This is a genomic window from Planctomycetota bacterium (assembly GCA_038746835.1).
Lineage (GTDB): Bacteria > Planctomycetota > Phycisphaerae > Tepidisphaerales > Tepidisphaeraceae > JBCDKH01.
In genome coordinates this window covers 1-3,933 of record JBCDKH010000255.1, presented here as the reverse complement: position 1 = coordinate 3,933, position 3,933 = coordinate 1, and the positions used below count along the sequence as shown (strand labels likewise).

Here is a 3,933-nt window from a genome sequence, read left to right as displayed (position 1 = left end):
TCGCGCCGTCCCCGTTCTCACCGGTCCAGGACCTCGAGTGGGACGTCTTCGGCGCAGCCTCGGGCGTCTCCGTCCCCGAACCCGGCATCGCGACGCTCGGCCTCCTCACCCTCGGCAGCCTCCTCGGCCGACGCCGCGGGTCGAAGTGACCGCAGGCGCTCTCAAGTCACGCAGGCACCTCTGCCAGAGCGCGACGAGATTGCTCTCAGGCAACGGATTCCACGCACGCCGGTAAAGACCGGCGTGCGTGCTTCTCTGAACGCACTCGTCAAGTCGAGAAGCTCGAACCGTGGATTCGCGTGATGGTCAGCCAAGTGTCGTCCCGCTCACACATGAAACTGACTGCGACCACCGCGGACATCGTAACACGATCGTGGCGTCCGCTCGGCGAGATTGTAATGCTAACCGGATGACCCCAACGGGATTTGAACCCGTGTCGCCGCCGTGAAAGGGCGGTGTCCTAGGCCGCTAGACGATGGGGCCGAATGCGGGAGAAAGCGTAGGCCCGCTGAAGCACATTGGAAAGCCCGTCGAGGTGTGCGGGCTGGCATCGGCGGGCTCAGGCGAAGAGGCTTTTGCTCGTGATGTCGAGGGTGTTGCCGAAGGTCGCGCGGAGGACGCCGAAGTCGGCAAGATCGACGGTGCCGTCGCCGTTGAGGTCGCCCTCAGCGAAGAGGCCGGCGTTGCCGAAGTTGGCACGCAGCACGCCGAAGTCGGCGAGGTTGACCACGCGGTCGTGGTTGATGTCGCCGGCTAGCAGGAAGTCCTCAAGGACGAAGTCGGTCCCGAGCGAGACGGCGCCGTCGCTGACGGTCGAGGCGAGCGTGAACCGGTAGTCACCGTCGGCCATCGCGGAGGTCGCGGCGAACGTCGCCGTGAGCGACGAGGCGTCCCACGCCAGCTCAAAGTCGCTCGACGCCATCGTCTGGCCGGTGGTCAGGTTCTCGACGGACAGGTCGTCGACAGTCAGCGATGCCGAGACGTCGGAATCAAACGTGAAGAGCGCGGCGGGCGTCGCGTCGTAGTCGAAGCTGGCTGCGGTGACCTGGAGATCGGTCGGCGTGGGTCGGCTGCCGAACCAGAGGTCGCTGACGATGGTCCCACCGCCACCGGTGACGTCGTAGCCGCCGGAAGTGGCGACGTGTTCGTCGTCGAGGATCTGCCGGAAGCGATGGGTGTCGCCCTCGATGATCGTCATGGCGAAGGAGCCGTCCGAGCCGACGCTGAGGCGCTTGTCTCCGCTGTTGGCGGTGATGCCGAAACTTTCGAGCATGCCCGTGTCGACGCCGTAGTTGTCGTACACGCTGAGCGTCCAGGTGCCTTGGACGTCGCCACCGGCAAAGCCTGCCAACGGCTCGACCGGTCGGAACGTGCCGGTGAACGGTGCCGAGCCGCTGTCGATGTCTGCCGAGGCGGCGTCGCTGAAGACGGTGCTGACGAGGTCATTCCCGCTGCTGCCGTGCTGGTCGAAGAGCTGCACCTCGGTGCCGTCTGGCGCGATGAGGTAGATGTCCAGATCGCCCGTGTACGTGTGCGAGAGGTTGACGGTGACGCTGAGGGTGTCGATGACGCCCGTCTGCGTCACAGCGACGGTGCCGAGCGTCGTGTTGTAGTCGGTGATCGGGCTGTTGACGGTGGCCGACTCGTCGATCACGCCGATGCCGGGGTCGTTGTCGCCGTCGGCGTCGAGGTAGATGCGTTCGCCCGAGAGAGGCGTGTCCTGGCCTTCGTCGAACAGACCGTTGCCGTTCACGTCGTTGAACACGCGTCCGTTGACGAGCGTGGACGTCGTCGAGGCGAAGGTCGATGACGAGTCGTAGCCCTCGGCGGCGTATGCGATCACGCTGGCCGGGAGCGTCTGTCGCCGGCCTGCCTCTTCGGCGAGTTTGACGGTGTAGGTGCCGGTCGCCAGCGACTCGAAGCCGAATCGGCCGTCGAGGGCAGTCAGCGTCTGCGGCTCGTTGGCATCGATGACCGAGTCGTTGTCGAGGTCGATGTAGACAGTGCGTCCGGAAAGCGCGGGCTCATTGCCGCTGCGAACGCCGTCACCGTCGATGTCGTCGAAGACCGTGCCGTACAGGCCGGGACTGCCCAGGGGCTCGATGGCCTTGAACGCGTTGAGCCGGCCACCGGTCAGGATGGGCTTGGAGCCGGTCGTGGCAAAGGCGGCGATCGGGTCCGCCGAGTCGAGGATGGCAGCCTTCACGTCGGCGATCGGCAGGCCGGGCGCGACGGAGTTGACCAGCGCGACCACGCCCGCCACGTGCGGCGAGGCCATGCTGGTTCCGGTGAAGCTCGAGTAGCCGCCGCCTGGCACACTGCTCAGGACGTTGGTGCCGGGAGCCGCGAGGTCGACGCTGGTCGCGCCATAGTTGGACGACGAGCCAGCCGCGCCGCTGCTCTGGTGGTTGGCGACGGAGATGATGCCGGGAAGGTCGTAGCTCGCGGGGTATTGCGGATCGGCGTCGTTGTTGATGGGCGTGCCGAAGAAGGGCGTTCCGTTGCCGGCTGCCGCGACGAAGAGCAGGCCGGCGTCGTTGTGGGCTTCGATCGCGTCGTAGAGCGTCTGGCTATACCCGCCGCCGCCCCACGAGTTGTTGCTGGCGACGACGTTCACGCCGCGAAGCCGCATGTCGGTGATGTAGTTGATCGCCTCGACCGCGTCAGCCGTGTCGCCCGAGCCCGAGTCATTCAGAAACTTGAGCGCCATGACCTTCGTGCCGTAGGCGACGCCCACGACACCGACGCCGTTGTTGCCGGTGGCCGCGATAGTGCCGGCGACGTGGGTGCCGTGGCTGTCGCCGTCGTATGGGTCGGAATCGCCGTAGGCCGTGTCGATGCCGTAGATGTCGTCGACGTAGCCGTTGTTGTCGTTGTCGATCCCGTCGCCCGCGATTTCACCGGGCTTGACCCACATGTTGGCGGCGAGGTCCGGGTGGTCGTAGTCGATGCCAGTGTCGACGACGGCCGTGATGACGTCGGGCGAGCCGGTGCTGATGCCCCAGGCCTCGAGCGCGTCGATGTCCATGTCGCTGCTTTGGTGCAGGCCCCAGAGCTGGTCGAAACTCGGGTCGTTCGGCGTCGACGACTTGGTGACCACGAAGTTGGGCTCGACGAATGTGACGCCGGGCGTGGCCTTGAGGTCGTCAATCAAACCGAGCGTGTCGGTGCCGCTTGCCAGGAACAGGCCGCTGCTTCCGAGGTGGCGTTCGACTTGGAGGCCTTCGTGATCGACGTCGGCGAAGGCGCGGGTGACGCCGTCGAGCTGGTTCACGCGGTCTTGGCCCGTCAGCATCGCCGGCTGGGCGACGTCGAAGGCGGCCTGTCCGCCGTGAAGGCCGTTGCCCTCGTAGCGGACGATCACTTCGCCCCGGACGACGTCGACGGTCCGGCCTTGCCAGACGATCTGTTCCACGTCGATGCCGATGTCACCGGCAAGGAGGCGACGTTGCTCGAGGAGCTCGGTGGCGATGGGACGGAAGTGCATGTTTTAGATGCGGGGCTACTGGTGCCGCAGCAGGATGCCGCGATCCGGCCGCAACGTAACAGGCTGCTGCTGCACCACAAGTCAGTCTGACCGCGTCAACGCGACATATCGTCGCGCATGCTCCGCTTCTTCAGGTTTCGCCAGGAGCTGTTCGGCCCGGTCCCGGCCAAGGACGTCTACGTGAAACGACCCACCGGCCGAGGCTGGCCGGAAGAGTGTCCGCCCATCCGCGCGGCCAACGCCTTCGGCTTCGATCTGCTCGCCAACTTCGACGTCACCTTCAACCAGGCCGACGACGGCACCTGGTCGGCGGAGCCGGACGTCGAGCTGGCCAGCGACTTCGACTGGTCGCCTGACGAGGAAACCCCAGGCCAGCCGCTGACGCAGCGTTTCTGCTGGTTCTGGCAACGCGGCCAGACGATCCCGCACGAGATCACCGACGACGT

3 protein-coding genes and 1 tRNA gene are annotated in these 3,933 nt (G+C 66.1%); 2 read left to right on the top strand and 2 right to left on the bottom strand.

Going from position 1 to position 3,933, the window contains the following annotated elements; all coding sequences use genetic code 11:
- Positions 1–410 precede the first annotated feature (410 nt).
- Both AAGI46_16155 and AAGI46_16150 read right to left on the bottom strand, forming a co-directional pair.
- Positions 411–483 (bottom strand) — tRNA-Glu (locus tag AAGI46_16155).
- Positions 484–559: 76 nt separating this feature from the next.
- On the bottom strand, positions 560–3,415 hold the full coding sequence (locus tag AAGI46_16150) for a S8 family serine peptidase (protein ID MEM1013741.1): 2,856 nt from the start codon (positions 3,413–3,415) through the stop codon (positions 560–562).
- On the opposite strand from AAGI46_16150, the gene AAGI46_16145 reads away from it, so the two are divergent.
- Together AAGI46_16145 and AAGI46_16140 are read left to right on the top strand one after the other, a co-directional pair.
- A complete protein-coding gene (locus AAGI46_16145) occupies positions 3,395–3,577 on the top strand; it encodes a hypothetical protein (GenBank protein ID MEM1013740.1) in 183 nt (60 codons plus the stop codon). The two genes, AAGI46_16150 and AAGI46_16145, sit on opposite strands and share 21 nt — an antisense overlap.
- Positions 3,578–3,604: 27 nt before the next feature.
- The coding region (locus AAGI46_16140; GenBank protein ID MEM1013739.1) for a hypothetical protein at positions 3,605–3,933 on the top strand (329 nt) is incomplete at its 3' end.